At 67.6% G+C, this 18906-nt stretch carries 19 protein-coding genes; 7 read left to right on the forward strand and 12 right to left on the reverse strand.

Annotated elements, in window-relative coordinates:
* Nucleotides 1–10: 10 nt before the first annotated feature.
* Nucleotides 11–334 (forward strand): thioredoxin, encoded by a 324-nt coding sequence (trxA, locus tag F4553_RS21770; protein WP_184838772.1) that lies wholly within the window; start codon nt 11–13, stop codon nt 332–334.
* Nucleotides 335–503: 169 nt separating this feature from the next.
* The gene (locus F4553_RS21775) at nt 504–1688 is read left to right on the forward strand and encodes an N-acetylmuramoyl-L-alanine amidase (RefSeq protein ID WP_184838774.1); all 1185 of its coding nucleotides are present in this window, start codon (nt 504–506) and stop codon (nt 1686–1688) included.
* On the opposite strand, the gene F4553_RS21780 is transcribed toward F4553_RS21775, so the two are convergent.
* Nucleotides 1678–2343 (reverse strand): GNAT family N-acetyltransferase, encoded by a 666-nt coding sequence (locus F4553_RS21780; RefSeq protein ID WP_184838776.1) that lies wholly within the window; start codon nt 2341–2343, stop codon nt 1678–1680. The genes F4553_RS21775 and F4553_RS21780 overlap by 11 nt on opposite strands.
* A 169-nt stretch (nt 2344–2512) precedes the next feature.
* Between F4553_RS21780 and F4553_RS21785 the strand changes: the two genes are divergently transcribed.
* Nucleotides 2513–3832, forward strand: a complete 1320-nt coding sequence (locus F4553_RS21785; protein WP_184838778.1) for an aminotransferase-like domain-containing protein — start codon at nt 2513–2515, stop codon at nt 3830–3832.
* A 7-nt stretch (nt 3833–3839) separates the two neighbouring features.
* Nucleotides 3840–4790, forward strand: coding sequence for a D-alanine--D-alanine ligase family protein (locus F4553_RS21790; RefSeq protein WP_312875300.1), 951 nt, complete (start codon nt 3840–3842; stop codon nt 4788–4790).
* Here F4553_RS21790 and F4553_RS21795 read toward each other — a convergent pair.
* Nucleotides 4787–5626 (reverse strand): helix-turn-helix transcriptional regulator, encoded by an 840-nt coding sequence (locus tag F4553_RS21795; RefSeq protein WP_184838780.1) that lies wholly within the window; start codon nt 5624–5626, stop codon nt 4787–4789. The two genes, F4553_RS21790 and F4553_RS21795, sit on opposite strands and share 4 nt — an antisense overlap.
* Nucleotides 5627–5726: 100 nt before the next feature.
* Here F4553_RS21795 and F4553_RS21800 point away from each other — a divergent pair, with 100 nt between their 5' ends.
* The gene (locus tag F4553_RS21800; protein WP_184838782.1) at nt 5727–6533 is read left to right on the forward strand and encodes an SDR family NAD(P)-dependent oxidoreductase; all 807 of its coding nucleotides are present in this window, start codon (nt 5727–5729) and stop codon (nt 6531–6533) included.
* Between the two features lie 69 nt (nt 6534–6602).
* Here F4553_RS21800 and F4553_RS21805 read toward each other — a convergent pair whose 3' ends face one another.
* Nucleotides 6603–7217: a hypothetical protein gene (locus tag F4553_RS21805; RefSeq protein WP_312875301.1), complete on the reverse strand. Its 615-nt coding sequence runs from the start codon at nt 7215–7217 to the stop codon at nt 6603–6605.
* Nucleotides 7218–7717: 500 nt separating this feature from the next.
* Between F4553_RS21805 and F4553_RS21810 the strand changes: the two genes are divergently transcribed.
* Both F4553_RS21810 and F4553_RS41140 read left to right on the forward strand, forming a co-directional pair.
* Nucleotides 7718–7993 (forward strand): hypothetical protein, encoded by a 276-nt coding sequence (locus F4553_RS21810; protein WP_184838783.1) that lies wholly within the window; start codon nt 7718–7720, stop codon nt 7991–7993.
* A 661-nt stretch (nt 7994–8654) separates the two neighbouring features.
* Complete coding sequence (locus F4553_RS41140; protein WP_246466451.1) at nt 8655–9512, forward strand: GNAT family N-acetyltransferase; 858 nt, start codon at nt 8655–8657, stop codon at nt 9510–9512.
* A 151-nt stretch (nt 9513–9663) separates the two neighbouring features.
* Here F4553_RS41140 and F4553_RS21820 read toward each other — a convergent pair whose 3' ends face one another.
* The 9 genes from F4553_RS21820 to rpmH all read right to left on the reverse strand — a co-directional run bounded on the left by F4553_RS21820 (nt 9664) and on the right by rpmH (nt 18671).
* The gene (locus F4553_RS21820) at nt 9664–10002 is read right to left on the reverse strand and encodes a VOC family protein (protein WP_184838787.1); all 339 of its coding nucleotides are present in this window, start codon (nt 10000–10002) and stop codon (nt 9664–9666) included.
* Between the two features lie 3014 nt (nt 10003–13016).
* Nucleotides 13017–14063 (reverse strand): ParB/RepB/Spo0J family partition protein, encoded by a 1047-nt coding sequence (locus F4553_RS21825; protein ID WP_184838789.1) that lies wholly within the window; start codon nt 14061–14063, stop codon nt 13017–13019.
* Nucleotides 14060–15184 (reverse strand): ParA family protein, encoded by a 1125-nt coding sequence (locus F4553_RS21830; protein WP_376776238.1) that lies wholly within the window; start codon nt 15182–15184, stop codon nt 14060–14062. The genes F4553_RS21825 and F4553_RS21830 overlap by 4 nt, the downstream gene beginning before the upstream one ends.
* Before the next feature lie 402 nt (nt 15185–15586).
* Nucleotides 15587–16312, reverse strand: coding sequence for a 16S rRNA (guanine(527)-N(7))-methyltransferase RsmG (rsmG, locus tag F4553_RS21835; RefSeq protein WP_184838791.1), 726 nt, complete (start codon nt 16310–16312; stop codon nt 15587–15589).
* Entirely contained in the window at nt 16309–16818 is a 510-nt protein-coding gene (locus F4553_RS21840) for a Jag family protein (protein ID WP_221470363.1), read from the reverse strand. Before F4553_RS21840 ends, rsmG begins: the two co-directional genes overlap by 4 nt.
* A 74-nt stretch (nt 16819–16892) precedes the next feature.
* Complete coding sequence (yidC, locus tag F4553_RS21845; protein ID WP_184838793.1) at nt 16893–17801, reverse strand: membrane protein insertase YidC; 909 nt, start codon at nt 17799–17801, stop codon at nt 16893–16895.
* Entirely contained in the window at nt 17801–18091 is a 291-nt protein-coding gene (yidD, locus tag F4553_RS21850) for a membrane protein insertion efficiency factor YidD (RefSeq protein WP_184838795.1), read from the reverse strand. The genes yidC and yidD overlap by 1 nt, the downstream gene beginning before the upstream one ends.
* Nucleotides 18088–18516, reverse strand: a complete 429-nt coding sequence (gene rnpA, locus F4553_RS21855) for a ribonuclease P protein component (RefSeq protein WP_184838797.1) — start codon at nt 18514–18516, stop codon at nt 18088–18090. The genes yidD and rnpA overlap by 4 nt, the downstream gene beginning before the upstream one ends.
* A gap of 17 nt (nt 18517–18533) precedes the next feature.
* Nucleotides 18534–18671, reverse strand: coding sequence for a 50S ribosomal protein L34 (gene rpmH / locus F4553_RS21860; protein ID WP_184838799.1), 138 nt, complete (start codon nt 18669–18671; stop codon nt 18534–18536).
* Between the last annotated feature and the right edge of the window lie 235 nt (nt 18672–18906).

Raw genomic sequence — 18906 nt, forward strand, 5'->3', positions numbered from 1 at the left:
GGAGATTTTCATGGGTGCTGCCAAGGTCGTCACCGATAAGACCTTCGTCACCGACGTGCTGCAGTCCGACAAGCCGGTGCTCGTCGACTTCTGGGCGGAGTGGTGCGGTCCCTGCCGCAAGGTCTCCCCGGTTCTCGAGGAGATCGCGGGCGAGATGGCCGACCAGGTGACCATCGTCAAGATCAACATTGACGAGAACCCGGAGACGACGCGGGCCTACCGGGTCATGTCCGTCCCGACCCTGACGATCTTCAAGGGCGGCCAGCCCGTTCAGTCGGTCGCCGGCGCCAAGCCCAAGGGCGACCTCGTCCGGCTGATCCAGTCGGTTCTCTGACCTGCACGTTCAGCACGGCCGAGCGCGGCTTTCCCGACCGGGGAGGCCGCGCTCGGCCGTTCGCCGACCGGGCCGTTGCGCGCAAAACGCAGCCGGTCATGCAGATCCGGTCATCGGGTCGGTAACCTTCCGAAGTCAGTCCAGCGGCGGGAAGCCTGTGGAGGTGTGAGTGGAGCCGATCCGGCGTGGTGACCACGGTGCAGCCGTGCTTGAGATCCGCACGATCTTGGCAGGTCTGGACCTGATACCACCGTCACCAGTGATCCCTGACGAGTCGGCCTTCGACATCGGGGTGGAACGGGCCGTCCAGGCCTTCCAGCAGGCTCGTGGGCTCTGGGTGGACGGCGAGGTGGGCGATGAGACCTGGCGAGCCCTCGACGCCGCTCGGTGGCACCTGGGGGCCCGCACGCTCTATCAGGCGATCCCGGACCCGCTCAACGGCGACGACGTGCGCCAGCTCCAGGAGCGGCTGCTCGAGATGGGCTATGACGTCGGGCGTACCGACGGGATCTATGGTGCCCGGACGGCACGCGCGGTCGCCATGTTCCAGCGCGAGGTCGGGCTCACCCCGGACGGCGCCTGCGGCCCGCAGACCCTCGGCGCGCTGCGCCGACTCGGCCGCAAGGTCGTCGGCGGCTCGCCGCAGCGGCTCCGCGAGGAGCAGGCGCTGCGCCAGCACGGTCCCGAGATGCGCGGCCGGCTCATCGTCATCGACCCCGGCCACGGCGGCGGCGACCTCGGTGTCGTCGTGCCCGACGGGCCGCTGCGCTGGACCGAGGCCGACCTCGCCTACGACCTGGCGAGCCGACTGGAGGGCCGCCTCGGCGCCGCAGGTGTCCGAGTGCACCTGACCCGGCCGCCGCACCCGGCGAAGCCGATCAGCAACCTGGATCGGGCACGGCTCGCCAACGAGCTCGGTGCCGACCTGCTCATCTCGATCCACATCGACGGGCACAACAACCCCGAGGCCGACGGCGTCGCCGCCTACCACTACGGCACCGAGCACGGCGTCACCTCGACGATGGGGGAGCGGCTCGCCGGACTCGTCCTGCGCGAGATCGTCGCCCGCACCGGGATGCGCAACTGCCGCACCCACGCCAAGGGCTGGGAGCTGCTCAGCCGCACCCGGATGCCCGCCGTCCGGGTCGACGTGGGCTATCTCACCTCGCCGCTGGACCGCAAGCGCCTCACCGACTCGCACTTCCGGGAGAAGGTCGTCGAGGCGATCGTCGCCGCCGTCCAGCGGATGTATTACCCGGTCGACAACGACGTGCTCACCGGCACGATCGATGTCAGCGCGCTGCGGGCCAAGCTCGCCGCGGAGACGGCGGCAGCCGCAGCCGCTAAGGAGTAGTGGTCGAGGCCGTCGCCGGTCGCACGGGGCGGAGGAGCGTCTCGGGGCTCATCGAGCCGAGGAGCTTCTCCAACGCGTACTCCACGTCGGACTTCCAAGAGAGCGCGGTGCGCAGCTCCATCCGGAGCCGGGGGTAGCGCGGGTGCGGGCGCACGGTCTTGAAGCCGACCGAGACGAAGAAGTCCGCCGGGGTCACGCAGCCCGGCGGCATCTCCGGGTCGTACTCCCCGAACTTGGCGTCGCCGAATGCCTCGATCGCCTTGATGCCGCGCTTGGTGAGGTCGCGGGCCATCGCCTGGACCAGCATCCGGCCGAGCCCGCCACCGGCGAACGCCGCGACGACGTGCGAGGTCATCAGCACGACCGCATCGGGCGAGATCGGCGAGGTGGGGAAGGCGTTGCTGCGCGGCACGTAGGCCGGGGGAGCGTAGGTCACATAGCCGGCGGGCATCCCGTCGACATAGGCGATCTTGCCGCAGGAACCCCACTCCAACAGGGCCTGCGAGACCCAGGCCTCCTTTTCCAGGCCCGGATCACCGTTGGCACAGGCGCGCTCGGCCGCCACCGGATCGAGCTCCCAATAAACGCAGCCGCGGCACGAGCGCGGCAGGTCCTCGAGGGTGTCCAAGGTCAAATTGACCACGCGGCGCGACATTTATGCGTCCCCTGACCGAGCTGTGTCACCGACTCTTCAATTGTCTGACTCTACGCTCGGTAACCGCATCCTGGGAGAGCAACCGCCACGATTAGCCTTGTCGGAGTAGCATCGAAAAACCTGACCTTGCAGGCTCGCGGTACCCACGGTACTCACGGTAGGAGGGGACATGTCCGGTTCGGGCACAACGCTCGATGATTACACCGACCGGTACGCCCAGCGCATCAACGGGATGACCGCGAGCGAGATTCGAGCACTCTTCGCCGTGGCATCCCGCCCGGAGGTCGTCTCCCTCGCCGGTGGTGCCCCCTACGTCGCAGCCCTGCCCCTCGACGCGGTCGGCGAGATGCTCGGCCGGCTCGGCTCCGTCCACGGCGCCACCACTCTCCAGTATGGCCTCGGTCAGGGCACCCCCGAGCTGCGGGAGCGCATCTGCGAGGTGATGGCCGACTCCGGCATCGACGCCGGCGGAGGCGCCTCACCCGACGACGTTGTCGTCACCGTCGGCGGCCAGCAGGCCCTCGACCTCGTCGCCCGGCTCTTCCTGGACCCGGGCGACGTCGTTCTCGCCGAGGGCCCGACCTACGTCGGCGCGCTCGGCGTCTTCCAGGCTGCGCAGGCGCGCGTGGTGCACCTCCCCATGGACGACGACGGGCTCATCCCCGCCGCGCTGGAGGAGGGCATCCTCGCGCAGCAGCGCGCTGGAGCCCGGGTCAAGTTCCTGTACACGATCCCGACCTACCAGAACCCCGCCGGCGTCACCCTCAGTGAGGAGCGGCGCGAGCAGGTTCTCGACATCTGCGAACGGCACGGCCTGCTCGTGATCGAGGACGACCCCTACGGTCAGCTCGGCTTCTCCGGCGATGCGCCACTGCCGCTGCGGGCCCGCCGTCGCGAGGGCGTCTTCTACCTGAGCACCTTCTCCAAGACTTTCGCACCGGGCTTCCGGGTCGGCTGGATCCTCGCCCCGCACGCCGTCCGCGACAAGCTCGTCATCGCCACCGAGGCCAACATCCTCTGCCCGTCCGCGTTCTCCCAGGCCGCCGTCACGCAGTACCTGACGACGATGCCGTGGCGTGAGCAGATCAAGGCGTACCGGCAGATTTACGGCGAGCGCCGCGACGCGCTGCTGACGGCGCTCGGCGACATGATGCCCGCGGGCACGACCTGGACCCGCCCCGACGGCGGCCTCTTCGTCTGGGCGACGCTGCCGGAGGGTCTCGACTCGAAGGCGATGGTGCCGCGCGCGATCAACGCCCGCGTCGCCTACGTCCCCGGCACCGGCTTCTATGCCGACGGCACCGGCCAGCGCCATCTGCGGCTCAACTTCTCGTTCCCGCCGCCGGAGCGCATCCGCGAGGGTGTCCGCCGCCTCGCCGGTGTCGTCGAGGAGGAGCTGGCGATGCGGGCGGTCTTCGGACCCGCACCCGCGCCGACGGGTGGATTCAGCAGCCCTGGTGCAGATGTGCCCGGGCCCGACTTGGCATGATCTGGGAGTGACTTCTTCCAGCGAGCGGGTTCTGATTCTGGCCGGAGGGCTCTCCTACGAGCGGGACGTGTCACTGCGTTCCGGTCGTCGGGTCCTCGACGCGCTGAAGGCCGTCGGCGTCGACGCCGAGTTGCGCGACTCCGACGTGACCCTCCTGCCGACACTCCGCGAGGATCCGCCGTCGGCGGTCATCATCGCGCTGCACGGTGCGATCGGTGAGGACGGCTCGCTGCGCGGGGTTCTCGACCTCTGCGGGGTGCCCTACGTCGGCTCCGACGCGCGGTCGGCCCGGCTCGCCTGGGACAAGCCCTCCACGAAGGCCGTGCTCGTCGAGGCGGGCATCCCCACCCCGGAATGGGTGGCGCTGCCGCACGACCGCTTCTCCGAGCTGGGTGCGGTCGCCGTACTCGACCGGATCGTCGACCGGCTCGGCCTGCCCGTCATGGTCAAGCCGGCCCAGGGCGGCTCCGGCCTCGGCGCCACCGTCGTGCACGACAAGGAGTCGCTGCCCGCCGCGATGGTCGGCTGCTTCGCCTATGACACGACCGCGCTCGTCGAGCGCTTCGCGGTCGGCGTCGATGTCGCGGTCTCCATCATCGATCTGGGGGAGGGGCCCATCGCCCTACCCGCGGTCGAGATCGTGCCCAGCGGCGGCGTCTACGACTACGCGGCTCGATACACCGCCGGCGTCACCACCTGGCACGCGCCCGCACGGCTCGCGGCTGATGTCTCCGTCCACGTCGCGGAAGTGGCACTCGCCGCTCACAAGGCGCTGGGGCTGCGTGATCTGTCGCGCGTCGACCTGATCGTCACGCCGCAGGGCGAGTGCACGGTCCTCGAGGTCAACGTGGCACCGGGAATGACCGAGACATCGCTGCTGCCGATGGCGGTGCAGGCGGCCGGGCTCGACCTCGGCGAGGTGCTGGCCGGGCTGCTGCGCCGGGCGGCCTCGCGCTAGGCGGTCGTCCGAAGGCGCTGGATCTCCCGGAGGTGCTTCATCGCCTCGTGGGAGGCGGAGCCGGGAGCAGCGGAGTAGAGCACCACCCGCTGGTCCCGGTCGGGGATGAGAAGGATCTGGCACTCGAACTCGATCGGCCCGACAATCGGGTGATTCAGTCGCTTGGTCAGGTTTCGATGGGTAGCCACATCGTGCTCGGCCCATAACTCACCGAATTCGGGGCTGTCCCGCAGCAGCTCAGCCACGAGCTCCGGAATCGTCTCGTCGTCCGGGTAGCGTGCCACCGCCGTCCGCAGATCCGACACGAGCGTGCGGACAAACCTCGACTCCTGCTCATCGGTGAGATGCTTCGCCAGGTCCGGCGCCCGGAAGGTCCACCGGGCCACGTTGCGATTGCTCTCCGGCACGGTCGACAGGTCGCCGATGAAGCTCACCGCCAGCTCGTTCCAGGCGAGCACGTCGTACTTCGCGTCCAGCACGAACGCCGGCGTGTCGGTCAGGCTCGCCAGCAGGTGCAGCACCCCGTCCGGAACGTCGCGACGCGGCAGGCTCCGCGGCGGGACGACGCGGCCCGCCAGGTGGTGCAGGTGCGCCCGCTCGTCGATCGAGAGCATCAGCGCCCGGCCGAGGGACTGGAGGATCTGCCGCGACGGTCGCGGTCCGCGGGCCTGCTCCAGCCGCACGTAATACTCCACAGACATCCCCGCAAGCTCTGCGACCTCCTGTCGCCGCAATCCGGGGGTACGCCGTCTCGGCCCCTCCGGCAGCCCCACCTCGGCCGGCCTGACCCGTTCCCGGCGACTGCGCAGGAATGCGGCGAGCTCCTCGCGATTCATGGCTCCAGAGTGCCTCGCCGAAGCGGCACGGGGGAGGGACCGGCAGTACCCCTCTCCGGCGGGCCTTCCTGACACCCGTCCGTCCGGGCACGGTGAGGGCATGACAAAGATCGCCCTCATCAGTGGGGCCAACAAGGGGATCGGGTTCGAGATCGCGCGTGGACTCCATGCGGCCGGGGTCACCGTGCTGATCGGGTCGCGTTCGGCGGAGCGAGGAGCTGCGGCAGTGGCCGCGGTGCTCGCGGATTCCGGTCCGGCCGCGGGACTCGGTGTGGTCGCAGGTTCCGGCATGGCCGTGCCGTCTGGCGGGATCGACACCGTGCCCGGTGTTGCGGAGGTGCGGACCCTCGCTCTGGACGTGACGGATCCGGCCTCGATCGCGGCTGCGGTCGCGGAGATCGAGGCACGATATGGCGTCCTCGACATCCTCGTCAACAATGCCGGCGTCCTCGTGGTGGACGGATCCGGTGCTCCGAGCGAGACGACGGTCGAGACGATGCGGACCGTCTACGAGACCAACGTCTTCGGCGTCGTCGCGATGACCAATGCGATGCTGCCGCTCCTGCGCGCAGCACCCGCCGCCCGGATCGTCAACGTCTCCAGCGATCTCGGCTCATTGACGTGGGCACTGGATCCGGCTCATCCGTACTGGCAGGCGCGACTGCTCGCCTACTCCTCGTCGAAGACGGCGCTCAACATGGTGACGGCCAACTACGCCAAGGAACTCTGGGATACGCCGATCAAGGTGAACGCGGCGAATCCGGGTTACTGCGCGACCGACCTCAACGCGCACAGCGGATGGCGTACGCCGGAGCAGGGTGCGCAGATCGCCATCCGACTGGCGCTGCTCGACGCGGACGGTCCGACCGGAGCTTTCCTGGAGGACGCCGGAACGCTGCCCTGGTGACCACAACGACAACCGCGCCTGTTTCACGTGAAACAGGCGCGGTGTCGTACGTAAGGTCGGGCTGCGAGATCAGGTGTCGAACCGGTCCGGCGCCGTCCACACGATCTTCGGCGGCTGCGCGATAGCCGTACCACCGAAGTCCTCCAGCCACGCTGCGATGTGCGACAGGTCCTCGCGCCACTTCACCTCGTCGATCGGCGGCAGGATCTCGTCCCACATCGAGAGGAAGGAGCCGCGCAACTGCAGCTGTCCGTAGGGCCGGGCCATGAACCACACGTGCAGGTGCGCCCCACCGTCGCCCCAGCGGTTCACGTGAACCCGGGCGATGTTGTCCAGGGATCGGATAGCCCGCTCGATGCGGACAGTCATGACGCCCAACTCCGCCGCGAGCAGGTTGGACAGGTCGCCGAGATCGAGGTGCGATCGCGGCTCCAAGAGCAGCACCATCGGCAGGCCCGTGGGACGGTCCATGGTGCGCACACGCCATCGCTCGTTGACCCAGACGTACTTGTCGTCCGTGGCCGCGCAGGCGGAGCAGTCGCTGGAGTCTTCACCGGACCGGGTCGGCTCCACAGCCACCGACGCGTCCAGGGACTTGACCTTCAGATCGCCCTCAAAGGGGAACGTGTCCCAACCGACAAAGGGCGGCAGGGGCAGGGAGGAGTTCGCGGGGGTGTTCGACACCAGGGGAGATTATCGAAGCCTCGCCCTGGTGTCGCCCCCATGGCGACACGATCGTGCACCAAGCACCCGATCAGGCCAGATATTCGGAGATCAATACCACTGTGCGTGAGCGCAGTTTCACGTGAAACCACACTATCCACAACCCCCAGGCCGAGCCTGTGGATAACTTTGTGGAAGAAACTAGGCACCAACGGATGAGGCTCCCCCCGTCACCCCCGATAGCGCCGATCGTTTGGCGCGGATCGCAGCGTGTTTTACGTGCTCACGATCGGCTTCGGAGCGTAATCGACGATTGACCGTGTCGGCTGTTTCACGTGAAACGGGGCTGGGGACATCCGCGCGAGATCTGTGGATAACTTAATCAATCATGTGGGTAACCTCGTGGATACTGTGCGTATTAGCAGGTCGGCGGCCATTCATCTGATCAATTTCCGCAGCCTGTGGATTACGGTGGGGGAACAGGCCGCGATACCGAGGGTTTGAGGGGCCGGCTAGGTGCCTTGTCGAGGTCCTCGGCCGGGCCGACATCGGTACCGAGGAGCCCTCACCGGGCACCGGGCACCGGGCACCGGGCACCGGGCACCGGGCACCGGGCACCGGGCACCGGGCACCGGGCACCGGGCACCGGGCACCGGGCACCGGGCACCGGGCACCGGGCACCGGGCACCGGGCACCGGGCACCGGGCACCGGGCACCGGGCACCGGGCACCGGGCACCGGGCACCGGGCACCGGGCACCGGGCACCGGGCAGGAACTCAGATTCGACCTCGGAGTGACGGAGTGACCCGGTGTCGGCTCGCCAGAATCTCGGCGCGTTGATAGCGATCGGTGTACTGCCGCTAGCGCCGAGACCGGACGGTACCCGTCGCAGCAACAAACCGAGCTCGACAACCGCGGTGAGGCTGACCTTCGACGCACGGCCGAGCGAGCGTTGAGGTTAGAACGACGCCCCTGATATCCGGCGCCTGTTGACCCTCAGTCTGGTCGCGACAGTCTTGTCGCGACGCAGTTATCGAACGCGCCCCGGTCGAGGCGGCAGGGCATTGGATTCCTCACCGCTGCGGCTGAAGGCTGGATGGAACAGAAGAGTCCTGCCGTCGGCACTCGACGAAGTCGGTGCCTGCGTATTCGGAGATACGTGGGGCGGCTGAGGGGAGCGCGGGGGGTGACAGCCCACACCTTCCTGGCGGTGGAGGTTCGACCGGGACGCATATTGGGTAACAGCCCAGCCGCCACGACATCGCGCAAGTCGGAAAGACAGCCAGCGCGTCGACCTTAAGAGCGGCGGTGTGCGCCCTCCGTCAGTCTTCCTGATCACGCGACTCGGATGCCCGGCTACCACAAGCTCGCGACGTAGCCAGAGCCAAACACGACGCTACAAACGGGTTGGCGATGTCCGCCCATCGCTTAGGCGAAGGACCGAATGGCCACGAGGCTATGCGGACGCCCAGTGCCGTTCCGCTGCCACGGGTGACGGTGTCAGATGTGGCCAACCGTCGGCTCCCGCTCCGCTCGGCCGGGCTCGTCGGTGCGCCTCATGGTTTGGTTGACTCACCTCTGATCAACCTGCTTCGGTTCAGAACCGATCACGGCTATGCCGAGTCAGACGCAAGAAGCCGGCGACAGACGGCGTTCGGTGTCGAGCCATGCATACGCGGCTCCTCACTCCGACCCATCACTCGACCGTCCTGTCGGCAGGACGATGGCGAATCCGAGTCGACGGCTCGGCGTCAGCCAGAACCGATCTTCGCTGTTTCACGTGAAACAGCGTCCTATGCTCTGGGGGTGATACGCCAGGCACACGTCGAAGACTCCGCCGCCATCGCTTCACTGAAGGTACGCGCTTGGCGGGCGGCGTATCCGGGGATCCTTCCTCAGGAGCGACTGGATGCACTGGATCCCGTGGGGGAGTCAGGTGACTGGGCAGAGTACATAGCCCTCATCCCCTCGACGCACCGACTGTGGGTATGCGAAGGGCCGGATGGCGTCATCGGCTTCTGTCGCACAGGGCCCGCCGAGGACGACCGCAATCTCGGTCCGGACGCCGCTGAGATCTACGGCTTGTACGTGGACCCGGATCACCTCGGTGAAGGATGGGGACACCGACTCTTCAGCCACGCGATCAGAGATCTCACCGATCGCGGACTCGCCCCGATCTGCGTCTACTACTACGAGTCCAACACGACGGCCCGACGCTTCTACGACCGAGCCGGGTTCGTCGCCGACGGTGGTTACCGTCCCGACGAGGACGGACTCGGCATAGTCGAGGTACGCCTCGTCCGCCCCACCACGTAGCGCCGTCAGCCACGGATCGCGCGGGCCGTTCCCCGAATCGCGATCCGGGGAACGGATACTTCGTGCGACGCTGGCTCGCACTCGGACTTCAACCGCTTCGGACACCGGTCCGCTATCAGCAATGTCGACAACCACGGACACCGCATGGGCCTCAACGAAATTGCGGGCGCCCGTCCTCGCCGATCGGACAGGACGGATTGTGCGCGACTTCTCCGGCGTGCCCGCCCGGATACGCAAAGTATCCGGAGTAGCCACCCGACTCCATCGGCTGCGGATCCTTGGGCACAGTGGCACCCGCAGCGGCCGCAGTCACGACGGCCCCATCCGCATCCTCTTCGCTCTCGAGGTTGATGGCGATGGCGACTCCTCGGTACCCGGACGGCATCGACTCACGCATCGGCACACAGATCGTCACTCGATAGAGCGCGAGGATCGCCCGGGCAGTCTGGAGAAGCTCACGCCGTCCGCAGTCGAAGCAGAGAGCGGCCACCCAAGTGCTCGACGGAAGTCGGTCGCGCGCTTAGATCCGCCACGCCAGCGTCACCAACTCAGCCTCGCCAGTCCTGCGGTCATATCAATCGCCGCGACCGCCGCCGCTATCGCCTCAACCGCGGCCGGTGCCAGACTCTTTCATCAAGGTCTCCCGAGTCGGAGACGAATCGAGCCCCCACGTCGGGCCGACAGCACCCGATGATCTTCGCTGTTTCACGTGAAACAATCCAAGATCCATGAAGCTAGAGCCTTGGCGCGACCGTGAATTGGCGGCTGGCAAAGCACACGGTGCCGCCGTGTGCGCCTTTGGACACAAGGCGACGAGCAACTCCGCCGGCACCAATAGGACGGACACTCTAGCCCTTGGCGGTATCCCGCTCCCGCGGCTCAGGAGCGACACCGCGGCTATCAGATGGGCACCGTCTGCCTCTCGCGCCAGGTGCATGTGCCGGGATAACCGTGAGCGGCAGCGAACCAAAGTGGTCGGAGGCTGTCCGGCCGCCCCAACATCGACGGCACGGCCTCGATCGCCGGTGTGCCGCAGCACAACGCGATCGTCGTGGGAGACGGTGCCGCGAGATCGCACGAGTGCCGGTCGTCGTAGGCATTGCCATACGAAGCCCACGGCGTCGGCGCCTGGCCCCGATCGCACGAAGTCCGGATCGCACGGAATGCAGGGCGAACCGAAGGCCGCCGACCGCTCTCGAGCCTGCGGCCCGCTGAGCTTTGACGCTCCGAAATCTAAGCATCCGGAGGTTCCCTCGATTGGAGGGTCGAGGGGGTTCATTACCCACATTGCGCATAACGCCAAGCCGACAACGGATCGTAGAACCAAGTACCGCCAAGGGTCGGCCTCCGCCGTCTGGGGGTCGACGGGGTACACGCGACCGACCGCACCTACCGTCAGGCTCGGACTCCTCCCTACCGCCGAGGGCCGATCTCCAGAGCCGGCCAGTGCGGCTACACCCACCCGGACCGCTCAGCCCCAAACTGGGCTGCCGTCGGCGGGCGGGCCGGGATCGTCACCAACGGCGGCAGCTGCGTCCTGCGGGTCCGCAGACCGAGGATCTGCGGACCCGAAACTCGAGAATGGCGATCAGCGCGATAGAGCCAGAGGCGATCAGCGCGGTAGAGCCAGCGGAAGGCAGCAGCGGGCTGGTCCCGGCGGCGAAGCGCAGCGATGCGGCGGACAAGCAAGGCGGTGGACCGAGAGCGGCGGACTATCAAGGCGGTGGACGGGGGATCGGAGGACCGGGGCCAAGACGGTCATCCGGGGTGGGGTGAGTGTCCACCGGCCAGTTGGGCGCGACCTTCCAGTAAGTCTCGACCGTTCGGAATCGGCGACGAACGTCGGGGGAGTTGTCGAGCTGCGGGACACCCTTCGGTCCACTCAAGCCGAAGTTAGAGGTGCTCTGCTTGACCGGCAAGTTGGTGGTGCTCTGCTGACCGGCTGCGGAAGGCACAGGCACCGCTAGCCACGAGCCACGAGCCACGAGCCACGAGCCACGAGCCACGAGCCACGAGCCACGAGCCACGAGCCACGACACGATAGCCGAGCCCATGGCACCGCACCTACGAATCCCGCGCCTCCCAAGTTCGGTAGCAAGAACTCCTCACCCACAATCGCGGCGCTGGGGATTTAGCGGCACCGCATCGACCCGCGCTGCTGAGCGGTCCCGTAGCGCATCTTCACCCCAGGATTGGCGAGGCGCTCAACGTCGACAAGCGCTCCACGACCACACCCGACGACGCCGTCGACCGCCCGAAGAAATTCGAAGCTGGCAGGCACACAACGGCCCTTCTCTGTGAAGCCCCAGATTGCTGCCGGCACACCCAAGCACCCACACCCATCCACGCAGTCAGTGCTCACACAGCAATGAATGGGATCGCGGCAGCCCACCCCCACCCACCGGTTAACGCGGTCGACAGCGCATTGGCCGAGTACGTCGAAGGCGGGACGGGAGGCGGGTCGCCGAGGCAACGCCAACGTCGAACGCCTGGAATATTCGTTCCGGCTTACCCACGCCTCCCCGTGCACTGGAACGCAGGACGCATCGCTCGGGGCGCCGCAAGCTCGGTAGCGAAGCGAACCGCAGGGGAGTGGCAGAGGCAGATCTGCACCCCAAGCGTCAGGCCACGACGAGCGTCCGAAGGCCCTAGCGAATCCGCTGAATCAGCGTCAGATGCGCAAGCAATCCAGACAGGCACGGCATGAACCCGCACCCGCCCGCTAAGCCGGACCACCGCTTCCAGTCCACAACGACACAGGAGAGCAGACCGCCAAACCCCAACTGCGAGTCGAGCTCGAACGCCCAAGGCACCTTGCATCGACGCCAAGCCAGGGCCATCTGGCTGAGCCGAGCCGAATCGCCTCAGGCGCAAACTCTGGCTCCAGACCGGAGGACAGGGCCAGACCTCTCGAAGAGCCGATGACAGTCCCACCCGCGCACCGGGGCACCAAGCCGCCCGCCGCCCCACGGCTACCCACGCGCGACAGCCCCAAGCCTCACCGCGGTCTCCTAGCTTCCGCACGCAACGTGCCGTGGCCGCAAGACCGGCCAGGGCAGGCCCGATGACATCGTCACGCATCTCCTACTCATCGGGCCCAGACAGCAACCCTCCACACCGCCGCGGGCAGCGATCATCCGCTGACCGATCCGACGAACCCCAACGCCAACCTGTCGAAGAAGCGTCGCCAGACGCCATCAACCCGCCCGATAGGACAGCTACCCGCCATCAACCCCGCCACAGGGGTCACCCAGTGCACCATCTCCACCAACCACGCCCCAGCGCCCCGCTAGACCCCTCAAATGCCATCCAGCCCTCAGACAGGCCAATCCACGACGATGTTTCACGTGAAACACGCGTCCAACCCCGATCCGCGAGCGAAAGTCGGCCGAGAGCATTCACGGCGGCCCCATGCCCCCGCGGAACCGCCAAGTTTCACGTGAAACATCGGAGATCAAAAAAGGCCGCCCCTCCGCAAGGAGGGGCGGCCCGGAATGCCGGTGGCTACTGCTGTTGCTTGTCCACACCGATGATCCCCACGATCCGCTCCAGGTCGTCGACCGTCGCGAACTCTATGGTGATCTTTCCCTTGCTCCGACCGATGTCGACCTTCACTCGCGTGTCGAATCGATCCGCCAGCCGGTCGGCCAGGTCCGCCAGCGCGGGCGCGTGCGGCTTCGCTCGCCGCTTCGGCGCGGACTTGCTGGGGGACTCGTCGCTAGCCGAGAGAGTCACGAGCTCCTCGGTCGCGCGCACCGAGAGCCCTTCCGCAACGATACGGGTGGCGAGCTCCTCCTGCTTCGCGGAGTCGTCCAGGCCGAGGAGTGCGCGGGCATGTCCGGCGCTGAGTACGCCGGCCGCCACCCGACGCTGCACGGGAGCCGGCAGGTTCAGCAGTCGAATCGTGTTGGAGATCTGCGGACGGCTGCGCCCGATCTTCCGGGCCAGCTCCTCGTGCGTGGCGCCGAACTCCTCCAGCAGCTGCTGATAGGCGGCGGCTTCTTCGAGGGGGTTCAGCTGCGCGCGGTGGATGTTCTCCAGCAGCGCGTCGCGCAGCATGGCGTCATCCTTGGTGTCCCGGATGATCGCCGGGATGAACTCCTTGCCGACCGCCTGGGCGGCCCGCCAGCGCCGCTCACCCATGACGAGTTCGAACTTGTCGCCGCCGAGGTCGCGTACGACGATGGGCTGCAGGAAGCCGACCTCCTGGATGGAGACCTTCAGCTCCTCCAGCTGCTCGTCGTCGAAGACCTGCCGGGGCTGCTTCGGGTTCGGCACGATCGAGTCGACCGGGATCTCGGCGAACCGAGCACCCGGGACCGGAGCGAGCTCGACGCTCGGCGCGGCGGGAACCGCCTGCGCCGGTACGACAGCCGCGAAGGGAACCGCCGGCTCGCTCGCATCGGTCGAGACCTCGGCCGTCGGGGGAGCGGCGATGTTGGCGCGGCTGAGCGGCGCCTCCTCAATGGTGTCGACGCTGCCCGGTGCGGGCCCGGTCGGGATCAGTGCACCGAGGCCACGACCAAGGCCGCCTCTGGGCTTCTGCTTCATGCCGCAACTCCGATCTTGGCGCCGCGCTCGGCGATTTCCTGTGCGGCCTCGAAGTAACTGGTCGCACCGCGCGAACCCGGATCGTAGGTCATGACCGATTGGCCATAGCTCGGCGCCTCGGAGACCCGGACGTTGCGGGGGATCACGGAGGTGAGCACCTTCTCGCCGAAGTGGTTGCGGACGTCCTGCTCGACGGCGTCGGCCAGGCGCGTACGCCGGTCGTACATGGTGAGCAGGATGGTGGAGACCTCAAGCGTGGGGTTGAGGTGCGCCTTCACCAGGTTGATGTTGTTGAGGAGCTGGTTGAGCCCCTCCAGCGCGTAGTACTCGCACTGGATCGGGATCAGCACCTCCTGCGCGGCGCAGAGCGCGTTGACCGTGAGCAGGCCGAGCGACGGCGGGCAGTCGATGAAGACGTAGTCGAACTCGTGCGGGTAGGCGGCGATGGCCCGGCCGAGCCGGGACTCGCGGGCGACCACGGAGACGAGCTCGATCTCGGCACCGGCGAGGTCGATGGTGGCCGGAACGCAGTGCAGGTTCGGAATGCCCTCGACGGCCTGGGCGACCTCGACCATCGGCACGTTCTCGATGAGGCAGTCGTAGACGTCGGGGATGCCGGCGTGGTGCGGGACGCTGAGACCGGTGGAGGCGTTGCCCTGCGGGTCCAGGTCGATCACGAGCACGCGGTTTCCATGCAGGGCGAGCGCCACGGCGAGGTTCACCGTGGTCGTCGTCTTGCCGACGCCGCCCTTCTGGTTCGCGACGCACATGACACGCGGACGGGTCGGGCGCGGCATGAGGATCTCGCCAGTGGGGTTCAAGATCTGCACCGCACGCATCGCCTCCATCGCCAACGGGGGGTCATCGTCACGCGGCACGGCAGCCGCAGCGTCATGTGCAACGTACGCGTTCGCCATGTTTTCCTCGGTCTCGACATGCGCGACCGGGTGATGCGGCCGCGGGGAAGGAGCTGGTCGGGGCGGTGTCGGGTCTGCGGTCGCCGGCGTGTAGCCGGTCGCGCCTCGTGGCGCGTTCTCCTGCGTCGGTACGGGCACCGGGGTGCTCTTCACCGGCTGGTACCCGGTGACCCCGGGACCTGCATCAGCGCTTCGGTATGGCATAGCAGTCAGCCGCTGACCATCGTATTCGGGCGCCAGAAAAGCCGGCGTCCGAGGCTGCGGAACCGATGTTTCACGTGAAACATTGTTGTCTTGCACCGCCACATCCCTGCCCCTGCTGGATGACTCGACAGCGTCGCGGGACCGGCCGGAGAGGCGCGCAAGGTCCTGACTCGCACAAGCGACGCCGGGCAAGCCTACGGCTCCCGCGCGATTCAGGCCAGTTGGGTCCACCGCACGGGCTGGTATATGAGGGCCGTCCGGGGGAGCTGAGAAGATCAGCTGCGGGACTGGCCTGCGCACTACGGCCTGCGCCGGGGCCACAACGACGAAGCCGCCGAGGGCGGGTGCTCTCGGCGGCGGTGTGTCTTGCACTACAAGTTCCCCTGACACTCTGTGCCGGGGCTACCTCCGTCTACTGGCGCCCCCGCGCTTGGACCGTGCCGGCGCGATGCACTCGACCTCGACCACGGTCGTCGGCGGATCGATCAGCCCGACACCGCAGTGGTGCAGGGTGGCGGGTCCACCGCCGAGCCGGGTGACCGTCGACTGGTGCTCGATGATCTCCTCGGCGGCCGAGGAACCCTTGAGCGCCAGCATCCGGCCACCGATCCTCGCCAGGGGCAGGCACCATCCGGCGAGCCGATCCAAGGGTGCGACCGCGCGGGCGGTCACCACGTCGGCGGGCGGCAGTTTGCCGACCATCTCCTCGGCCCGTCCTCGTTGGACGGTGACGTTCTTCAGCTCCAGGATGGCGACGGCCTCGACGAGAAAGGACGTACGTCGCGCCAGCGGCTCAACCAGAATGACGGAAATGTCGGGTCGAGCCACTGCGAGCACGATACCCGGCAGTCCGGCCCCGGACCCGACATCCACGATCGTTTCGCGTGCCGTGAGCAGCGAACTCACGACACCACAGTTCACGATGTGCCGGTCCCAGATCCGTGGCGCCTCGCGGGGGCCGATGAGTCCGCGTACCACCCCGTCCGTGACGAGGAGCTCCGCGTAGCGCGAGGCGAGTGACATCCGCGACCCGAAGATCTGCGTGGCGGCCTCGACCATCGACGGCGGGCAAGCGAAGGCCCCGCCGTCCGCTGCGTCCAGGGAGGCGGGGCCGTGTGACTCGCTCATGCCGGGCGGACGACGATTCGGCGATTCGGCTCGACGCCCTCCGACTCGCTCTCCACGCCGTCGCTGGCGGTGACGACATCGTGCACGCACTTGCGTTCGAACGCGGACATCGGCTCCAGCTTCAGCGGCTCACCGCTCTGACGAACCTTGTCGACCGTGGTCTTGGCGAGCGCGACGAGCTCCTTGCGCCGGTCGGCGCGGTAGCCGCCGACATCGAGCAGGAGCCGGCTCGGCTCGCCGGTCTGCCGGAAGATGGCGAGGCGGGTCAGCTCCTGGAGCGCCTCGAGGGTCGCTCCGCGCTGGCCGACGAGCGAGTTGAGCCGCTCGCCGACCACCTCGACCATGGGCCTACCCGCCGACACCATCTCGTCGATATCGCCATCGATGTCGAGGATGTCGAGCAGGCCCTCGATGTAGTCCGCGGCGATCTCACTCTGCTCGAACAGGTCGGCATCGCTGGCTGCAGCCCTCTCGCGAGGAACGGTCTGCAGCTCCTCGGTAGCCAGGCTGTCGGTGTTCGTATCGGTCACGATGAAGGTCTTTCGTCGTAGTTAATGCGTGGCTCGTGGGCAGCGCGACCTCAGCCGACCTTCGGCTTCTGGCCGCCCTTCTTCGGGTTGACCGGCTTCGCGCCGACCTTGGGGCCGAGCACCTTCGCCTCGGTCTCGGCGACACTGTCCTTGGCGTCTGCCTTCTTCGGGTCGACCTTCTTCGGGTCGGCCTTCTTGCCGTTCGCCAGCGGCGGCGGGTACTTCTTCAGCACCCAGAACTGCTGGCCCATCGAGAAGAGGTTCGTCGTGGTCCAGTAGATGATCAAACCGAGGGGGAACGCGACTGCCGAGATGATCAGAGTTGCCGGGATGCCGTAGAGCATCAGCTTCTGCATCATCCGCTGCTGCGGGTCCTCGGCCCAGCCGGTCTTGAGGATCATCTGGCGGCTGGTCATGTAGGTCGTCGCGATCATGATGACGCCGAGGATGCCGCAGAGCACCGCGGCGGCGCCGCCGTCACGGAACGTCGCACCGATCGAGACACCGAAGAGCTTGGCCGCTGCGGCGCTGTCGTACTGCGCGGGGGTCCAGCCGTAGAGCGCCTTGTCGATCGTGCCCGTGCCGAGCCGCTTGATGACGTGGAAGACACCCAGGAAGACCGGCATCTGGAGCAGCAGCGGAAGGCAGCCCATGAGCGGGTTGGCCTTCTCCCGCTTGTAGAGCTCCATCATCTCTTTCTGGAGCGTCTCGCGGTCGCCCTTGTGCTTCGTCTGCAGCTCCTTGAGCTGCGGCTGCAGAGCCTGCATCGCACGCTGCGAGCGGATCTGCTTCACGAAGAGCGGGAAGAGGATCGCCCGCACCGTGAGCACGAGGAAGACGATCGAGAGAATCCAGTCCCAGTTGGTCTGCAGCCAGGTGCCCGTTAGCCCGATGGCGTCAAACAGGTCATGCCACCTGAGCATGACCCAGGAGACAGCCCAATAAATCACGTCGAACATTAGGGGAGTGCTCCAGTCGTCTCGTCGTGGTGGCGCGCCGAGGGCGGCACCGGGTCATACCCACCGGGGTGGAAAGGGTGACAGCGCCCGATGCGCCGGATCGCCAGCCAGGCACCCTTCGCCGCGCCGTGCCGCGAGATTGCCTCCAACGCGTAGGCGCTGCAGGAAGGGTAGAACCGACAGCGAGCCGGAATAGCGGGGCTCACCCAACGACGGTACGCGATGACCGGCACCGCCAGCACGCGCCCGGCGAGTGTCGCAGGTCGCGCCACCTTGGGCAGCGTCTTCATCGCGCGGCCCGGTCGGACTTGCGCGGGCGCTGCGCTGCCGCGAGCGCCGCGTCGAGGTCCAGCTCCAGTTGGGAGTACGCCGCCAGCGCCGCTGCGGGCAGCGCGCGCACCACGATCGTGGTGCCGATGGGGAGGGAGTCGAGTCTTGTGGCGACGAGATGGCGCAGCCGACGTTTGACCGTGTTACGCACCACGGCACCGCCGACGGCCTTGGAGACGACAAATCCGGCACTGGAAGTGGCCGGAGGAGACGCCGAACAGCCCGGGAGTGCCACACTCCCGGGCTGTTCGGTCAAGCTTTCAACGCCTGTGGCGAGTGGGAACGTCGCGTGCACCACAAGGGTGCCCCGACCCACGCGCCGACCGCCGCGGATCACGGCGGCGAAGTCACTGCTGCGCCGCAGTCTGTTGCCTGCCGGCAGCATCGGACCTCCGAGGTGCGTCAGGCCGCCAGGCGGGCGCGGCCCTTGGACCGACGGCTGGAGAGAACGGCGCGGCCTGCACGGGTGCGCATACGCAGCCGGAAGCCGTGGGTCTTCGCGCGCCGGCGGTTGTTCGGCTGGAAGGTGCGCTTGGTCACGTGGGGCTCCTACGTTCAATTAAGCTTCGCGGCCACCGTAGCACCCACGTGGGGAGCCGACACTGGCGCAGCAACCTGTCCAGGGTACACGCAGCATAGATTCCAGCCAAAATCCGACCGGACCCCTTGACTGCGTATCTCCTGGTAACCGTGGAGTTGGCCTCGGGAGACCCGGGGCGACAGCAGGCTGCCCTTGTGGATAACCTGTGGAGAACCCTCATCACGTTGCAGGGGT

Origin of the sequence: Allocatelliglobosispora scoriae (assembly GCF_014204945.1) — a bacterium.
GTDB lineage: Bacteria > Actinomycetota > Actinomycetes > Mycobacteriales > Micromonosporaceae > Allocatelliglobosispora > Allocatelliglobosispora scoriae.

What these genes read in the sequence shown, in the direction of transcription:
- trxA (WP_184838772.1), top strand. Translation starts at nt 11, where the DNA reads ATGGGTGCTGCCAAGGTCGTCACCGATAAGACCTTCGTCACCGACGTG.
- F4553_RS21780 (WP_184838776.1), bottom strand. Translation starts at nt 2,343, where the DNA reads ATGTCGCGCCGCGTGGTCAATTTGACCTTGGACACCCTCGAGGACCTG.
- F4553_RS21785 (WP_184838778.1), top strand. Translation starts at nt 2,513, where the DNA reads ATGTCCGGTTCGGGCACAACGCTCGATGATTACACCGACCGGTACGCC.
- F4553_RS21795 (WP_184838780.1), bottom strand. Translation starts at nt 5,626, where the DNA reads ATGAATCGCGAGGAGCTCGCCGCATTCCTGCGCAGTCGCCGGGAACGG.
- F4553_RS21800 (WP_184838782.1), top strand. Translation starts at nt 5,727, where the DNA reads ATGACAAAGATCGCCCTCATCAGTGGGGCCAACAAGGGGATCGGGTTC.
- F4553_RS41140 (WP_246466451.1), top strand. Translation starts at nt 8,655, where the DNA reads ATGCGGACGCCCAGTGCCGTTCCGCTGCCACGGGTGACGGTGTCAGAT.
- F4553_RS21825 (WP_184838789.1), bottom strand. Translation starts at nt 14,063, where the DNA reads ATGAAGCAGAAGCCCAGAGGCGGCCTTGGTCGTGGCCTCGGTGCACTG.
- F4553_RS21830 (WP_376776238.1), bottom strand. Translation starts at nt 15,184, where the DNA reads ATGCCATACCGAAGCGCTGATGCAGGTCCCGGGGTCACCGGGTACCAG.
- rsmG (WP_184838791.1), bottom strand. Translation starts at nt 16,312, where the DNA reads ATGAGCGAGTCACACGGCCCCGCCTCCCTGGACGCAGCGGACGGCGGG.
- yidC (WP_184838793.1), bottom strand. Translation starts at nt 17,801, where the DNA reads ATGTTCGACGTGATTTATTGGGCTGTCTCCTGGGTCATGCTCAGGTGG.
- yidD (WP_184838795.1), bottom strand. Translation starts at nt 18,091, where the DNA reads ATGAAGACGCTGCCCAAGGTGGCGCGACCTGCGACACTCGCCGGGCGC.
- rnpA (WP_184838797.1), bottom strand. Translation starts at nt 18,516, where the DNA reads ATGCTGCCGGCAGGCAACAGACTGCGGCGCAGCAGTGACTTCGCCGCC.